Annotated in this window: 4 protein-coding genes and 1 tRNA gene; all 5 read left to right on the forward strand. The window is 71.8% G+C overall.

Annotation, left to right across the window (positions count from 1 at the left end; translation table 11 throughout):
• The first annotated feature begins 95 nt into the window (after positions 1 to 95).
• A tRNA-Glu gene (locus PKE44_RS12390) sits at positions 96 to 171 on the forward strand.
• A gap of 137 nt (positions 172 to 308) precedes the next feature.
• Positions 309 to 2,237, forward strand: coding sequence for an EAL domain-containing protein (locus PKE44_RS12395; RefSeq protein WP_324551632.1), 1,929 nt, complete (start codon positions 309 to 311; stop codon positions 2,235 to 2,237).
• A 118-nt stretch (positions 2,238 to 2,355) separates the two neighbouring features.
• Entirely contained in the window at positions 2,356 to 2,793 is a 438-nt protein-coding gene (locus tag PKE44_RS12400) for a hypothetical protein (protein ID WP_324551634.1), read from the forward strand.
• A 157-nt stretch (positions 2,794 to 2,950) separates the two neighbouring features.
• The gene (nirJ, locus tag PKE44_RS12405; RefSeq protein ID WP_324551636.1) at positions 2,951 to 4,189 is read left to right on the forward strand and encodes a heme d1 biosynthesis radical SAM protein NirJ; all 1,239 of its coding nucleotides are present in this window, start codon (positions 2,951 to 2,953) and stop codon (positions 4,187 to 4,189) included.
• A gap of 204 nt (positions 4,190 to 4,393) precedes the next feature.
• Positions 4,394 to 5,961, forward strand: a 1,568-nt coding sequence (locus tag PKE44_RS12410) for a cytochrome D1 domain-containing protein (protein ID WP_324551638.1), incomplete at its 3' end; no start/stop codon positions are given.

The raw sequence follows: 5,961 nt of genomic DNA on the forward strand, positions 1-5,961 counted from the left end.
ACAGCCCTCTCAAGGCTGCGACCGGGGTTCGAATCCCCGTGGGAGCGCCAGATTCACCTTCCGCCGGCAGTCCAAGCAGGTCTTTTTCTGTCCCGGCTCCCATCGTCTAGAGGCCTAGGACACAGCCCTCTCAAGGCTGCGACCGGGGTTCGAATCCCCGTGGGAGCGCCAGATTCCCGAAACCCCGCCGGTCGCAAGCCGGCGGGGTTTTTCATTTCCGCCGCAGCGACGGCCGGCTGCAAGGTTTGGCGCCGGCGCGCGAATCCCCTAGCCTGCACGCCACCCCGGCCCAGGAGTCGCCCGCCCTCATGTCCCTGACCCGCCAGCTGCTGCTCGTCGTGCTGCTGTCGCTCGCGGCGGCGATCCTCGGTGCAACCACCGTCGTCGTGGTCTCGACCCGCGGTGACCTGCAGCGGCGCCTCGACGCGCAGGCCGCGCAGATCGCCCAGCTCGCCGCCCGCGGCCTGGTCGGCGTGCAGATCGACCCGGCCGGCGCCGAGCGCATCGCGACCGCGGCCGTCGCCGGCGGCCACGTGCAGCACATCGTGCTCGCCGACGGCAGCGGCAGGGTGCTCGCCGAGGCCTCGGGGCCGAAGCTCGAATCGCCGGTGCCGGAATGGTTCAGCGCGATCGCGGCGCTGCGCCCGGCCGTTGCCAGCATCGGCATCGCCGACGACGGCCGGCCCATCGGCAAGGTCACGGTCGAGGCCGCCGGCCTGCCGGCGCTCGCCGAGCTGTGGGCGACGGCACGGCGCATCAGCGATGCGCTGCTGGTGCTCGGGCTGATCAGCGCCGCACTCGGCGTGCTCGTGCTGCGCCGCCAGCTCGCGCCGCTCGAACGCGTCGCCGAGCAGGCCGATGCCATCCTGCACAACCGCTTCGAGCCGAGCGGCCTGCGACCGTCGGCGCCGGAGCTGCGCCGCGTCGTCGAGGCCATGGACCGGCTGGTCGGACGCATGAAGGAGCAGTTCGAGGAGGAGATCGCGCGCAGCGAGCGCCTGCGCCGCGAAGCCCTCAGCGATCAGGTCACCGGCCTGCCGAACCGCCGCTGGTTCGATCACCACCTGCAGGACGTGCTCGCCGCCGATGACGAATCCGCGCATGGTGCGCTGCTGCTGCTGCGCGTGACCGACCTCGACGGCCGCAACCGCCGCCACGGCTACGTGCGCACCGACCAGTGGCTGCGCGAGCTGGCCGGGGCGCTGACTGCGCTCGGTCGCGCACGCGAAGGCTGGGCGCTCGCGCGGCTGCGCGGCGCCGATTTCGTCGTGCTCGCCCCCGGCGTCGACGCCGCCGGCATCGCCACCTTCGGCACCGGCCTGATCACGGCGCTCGCGAGCCTCGCCGATGGCGACACCCCCTCCCCGGTGCGCTGCGGGCTGACGCCGTACCGGCGCGGCGACAGCCCGGCCATGCTGCTCGCGCAGGCCGATGCGGCGCTGTCGGCGGCCGAGGCCGCCGGCACGGACTGGCAGCTGCCGCCGGCCGTCGAACTCGCCGACGCCGCCCCCGGCCACGACTGGGCCGCGCTGCTGCGCACGGCGCTGCAGGAAGAACGCTTCGTGCTCTACGGCCAGCCGGCACTGGCCGCCGATGGCAGCGTGCTGCACCACGAAGTGCTCGCGCGCCTGCCGCTTGCCGATGCCGACGAGCCGCTGGTGGCCGGCACCTTCGTGCCGATCGCCGCGCGGCTCGGGCTGGCGGCCGATCTCGACCGGCTGATCGTGCTGCTCGCGCTCGACCAGATCGACCGCGAGCGCCGGCCGCTGGCCGTGAACCTGTCGGAGGCGGCGCTGCGCGACCGCGGCTTCCTGGACTTCTTCGCGATCGAGCTCGGCCAGCGCCCGGCGCTCGCGCCGTGGCTGATCTTCGAGACGCGCGAGGCCTACGTGCTGCACGACCTCGACGCGGCGACGGCCTTCATCGCGGTGCTGCGTGAACTCGGCTGCCGCTTCGGCCTCGACCACGTCGGGCGCAGCTTCGCGCCGGCCGGCTATCTGGCGCGGCTCGGCGTCGAGTACCTGAAGCTCGACGGCGGCTTCGTGCGCGGCGTCGATCGCGAGCCGGTGCAGCGCCAGTACGTCGAGGCACTCTGCCGCAGCGCCCACGCGCTCGGCATTTCGGTGATCGCCGAGCGCGTCGAATCCGAAACCGAGGCCGCCGACCTGCGTGCGCTCGGCTTCGACGGCCTGCAGGGCCGGGCACTGGCAGCGCCGGCACCACTGGGCAGAGCCTGATCCAGGCCCGGCCGGATACCCCGGCATCGCCTCGACATCGCTTCGGGATGGCCGTTTGCCCGACTATCCGCCCGCTCCCGTCCGCCCGCCGGTCCCATCCCGAAAGGAGTCGATCGCGATGCCCTTGCTGCTGCCTTTCCTGCCGGCCTTCATCGCCGGGGCGCTGGCCGTGCTGGTGTTCCACCAGAGCGCGCTCGGCCTGCTGCATCTCGTCGGGCTGACCCCGCGCACGCCGTTCGTGCTGGGCGGCGTGCCACCGCTCGGCGTGCCGCAACTGCTGTCGCTGATGTTCTGGGGCGGCGTCTGGGGGCTCGCGCTCCTGCCGCTGCTGCGCCCGCTCGGCGACGCCCGGTGCTGGCTGCGCGGCCTCATGCTCGGCGCGCTCGGTCCGACGCTGGTGTCGTGGTTCATCGTCGCGCCGCTGAAGGGCCTGCCGCTTGCCGGCGGCTGGCAGCCGGCGGCGATGGCGACCGGGCTGATCGTCAACGCTGCGTGGGGGCTCGGCTTGGTCGCGCTGCTTCGGCTCGCGCAACGCGCCGGCATCCCCGGCGGCTGAAGCGCCTGCAGCCGGGGCCGCCCTACCACCGGCGGCGGTTTCCCTACCCCGCACGAGGGAGCCGGACGCGCGCAAGCACTTGTCGGAAATCAAGTGCCGGTCCCGGGCGGCGGGTGACGATGCCCGGCACGTACCCGCTGCGACCCGGACTGCCGCCATGTTCCGCATCAGCCACTACCTGCACGCCCTGCGCACGCCCGGGGCCGCCACCGGGCCGGTGCGCCGTCCGCCCGGGCCGGTCGTGATCTGGAACCTCGTGCGTCGCTGCAACCTCGCCTGCCGGCACTGCTATTCGATCTCGGCCGACATCGACTTCCCCGGTGAACTGACGACGGCCGAGGTGCTGGCAACGCTCGACGACCTGCAGCGCTTCCGCGTGCCGGCGCTGATCCTCTCGGGCGGCGAACCGCTGCTGCGCCCCGACATTCACGAAATCTCCGCATACGCCAAGGCACTCGGCCTGTACCTGGGGCTTTCGACCAACGGCACGCTGATCGATGCGGACAACATCGGGCGCATCGCCGCGACCGGCTTCGATTACGTCGGCATCTCGCTCGATGGCCTGCGCGCCACGCACGACCGCTTCCGTCGGCTCGACGGCGCCTTCGACCGCTCGCTGGCCGGCATCCGGCTCTGCCGCACACACGGCATCAAGGTCGGGCTGCGCTGCACACTGACGCAGGACAACCACGCGCAACTGCCGGCGCTGCTGGAGCTGATGCGCACCGAACAGGTCGACAAGTTCTACCTGTCGCACCTGAACTACGCCGGCCGCGGCGCGCGCAACCGCAGGGATGACGCCGTGCATGCGATGACGCGCGCGGCGATGGACCTGCTGTTCGAGACCGCCTGGGACGACCTCGACTCCGGGCGCGAATACGTCAGCGGCAACAACGACGCCGATGGCCCCTATCTGTTGCAGTGGGCGCAGGCGCGCGGCTTCGACATCACGCAGCTCGAACAGCGCCTCGTGCAGTGGGGCGGCAACCGCTCGGGCATCGACATCGCCAACATCGACAACACCGGCGAGGTGCATCCGGACACCTTCTGGTGGAACCACCCGCTCGGCAACGTCCGCGAACAGCCGTTCTCGACGATCTGGTCGACGACGCGCGATCCGCTGATGCTCGGCCTGCGCAGCGAGCCGCGACCGCTGAAGGGCCGCTGCGCCGCCTGCAGACACCTTCCGATCTGCGGCGGCAACACGCGCGTGCGCGCCTTCCAGACCAGCGGCGATCCCTGGGCCGAAGACCCGGGCTGCTACCTCGATGACGACGAGATCGGCCTGCCGGGCGGCTACGCCGGCGAGGCAGCGCAGCCCGGCCCGCGCGCCGCCCCGATCCGCTTCGACCGCCGCCACCAGAGCGCCCCGGCGACCGGTCCCGGCGCACGCTGAAGCCATTCCCTGCCACCGCCGTCCGCGCCCGCCATACCGATCAGACGGAAATGCACGGTTTTTCCCCTCTCCCCAACCCCTCTCCCACGAGGGGCGAGGGGCTGAAAAACGAAGCATTCCGGTGTGATCGGCATAACTGCCGGACGGCAGCCCCCCAGTCCTTGCGCGCGACCGCCACCGGTCGCCGAACCGGAAACCGCCGTCATGCGCCCGATCCTGTCCCTGCTGCCCGCCCTGCTGCTCGCCAGCCTGAGCGCCGCCTCTGCGGCCCCGGCTGCGGCGCAGCCATCAGATGCCGCTTCCGCCGGCCCGGCACCGGCGCTGTACGCGCAGCACTGCGCGAGCTGCCACGGGGCGACGCGCCTCGGCGGCATGGGTCCGGCGCTGCTGCCGGAGAACCTCGGGCGGCTGAAGCCGGCCGAGGCGCTGGCGACGATCCGCGACGGCCGCGCCGCCACGCAGATGCCGGCTTTCGGCGCAAGGCTCGACGCCGCGCAGTTGCAGGCCCTCGCCGATTTCGTCTACACGCCGCCGGCGGTCGCGCCGGTCTGGGGAATCGACGAGATCCGCGCAAGCCGCACCTTCGATGCCGAAGCCGCGCGCCTGCCGGCCAGACCGGTGTACGACGCCGATCCGCGCAATCTCTTCGTCGTCGTCGAACTCGGCGATCACCACGTCACCGTGCTCGACGGCGACCGCTTCCGGCCGCTCACGCGCTTCGCATCGCGCTTCGCGCTGCACGGCGGCCCGAAGTTCTCGCCCGAGGGCCGCTTCGTGTACTTCTGCTCGCGCGACGGCTGGGTCACGAAGTACGACCTCTGGAACCTGCGCACCGTCGCCGAGGTGCGCGCCGGCATCAACGCCCGCAACCTCGCCGTCAGCGATGATGGCCGCTTCGTGATGGTCGCCAACTACCTGCCGCAGACGCTGGTGCTGCTGTCGGCCGACGAGCTCGCGCCGCTGAAGCTCTATCCGGTCGCCGATGCCGCCGGCCACGGCTCGCGGGTCAGCGCCGTATACACGGCCGCACCGCGCGGCAGCTTCGTTGCGGCGCTGAAGGACGTGCAGGAGGTCTGGGAAATCCCGTACCGCGACGATCTGCCGGTCCACGCCGGCCCGATGCAGGACGATCGCGCAGGCGCCGCCGGCCGCAGCGCCGCGCTGGAGCCACGCCGCATCGCGCTCGATGACGTGCTCGATGACTTCTTCTTCGATCCCGCCTACCGCCACCTGATCGGCGCCTCGCGCGACGGCGGCAAGGGTCAGGTCATCGACCTCGATGCCGGCACCAGAGTCGCGACGCTCGATCTGCCCGGCATGCCGCATCTCGGTTCCGGCATCACCTGGGAATGGCAGGGCCGGCCGGTGCTGGCGACGCCGAACCTGAAGGAATCGGCGATCACCGTCATCGACATGACCAACTGGCAGGTCATCAAGCGCATCCCGACCCTCGGCCCGAGCTTCTTCATGCGCAGCCACGCGCAGCTCGACACCGCCTGGATCGATGTCTCGCTCGGACGCGAGCGCGACGCGATGCAGCTGATCGACAAGAACACGCTGGAGATCCGCACGACCATCCGCCCGCAGCCGGGCCGCACCGCCGCACACGTCGAGTTCACGCAGGACGGCCGCCAGGCGCTCATCAGCATCCGCGAACGCGACGGCGCGCTGGTCGTGCTCGACACGCAGAGCCTCACCGAGATCACCCGGCTGCCGATGGCGATGCCCTCGGGCAAGTACAACGTGCATAACAAGATCACGCGCGACGCCGG

The organism is Plasticicumulans sp. (genome assembly GCF_035331805.1).
GTDB lineage: Bacteria > Pseudomonadota > Gammaproteobacteria > Competibacterales > Competibacteraceae > Plasticicumulans.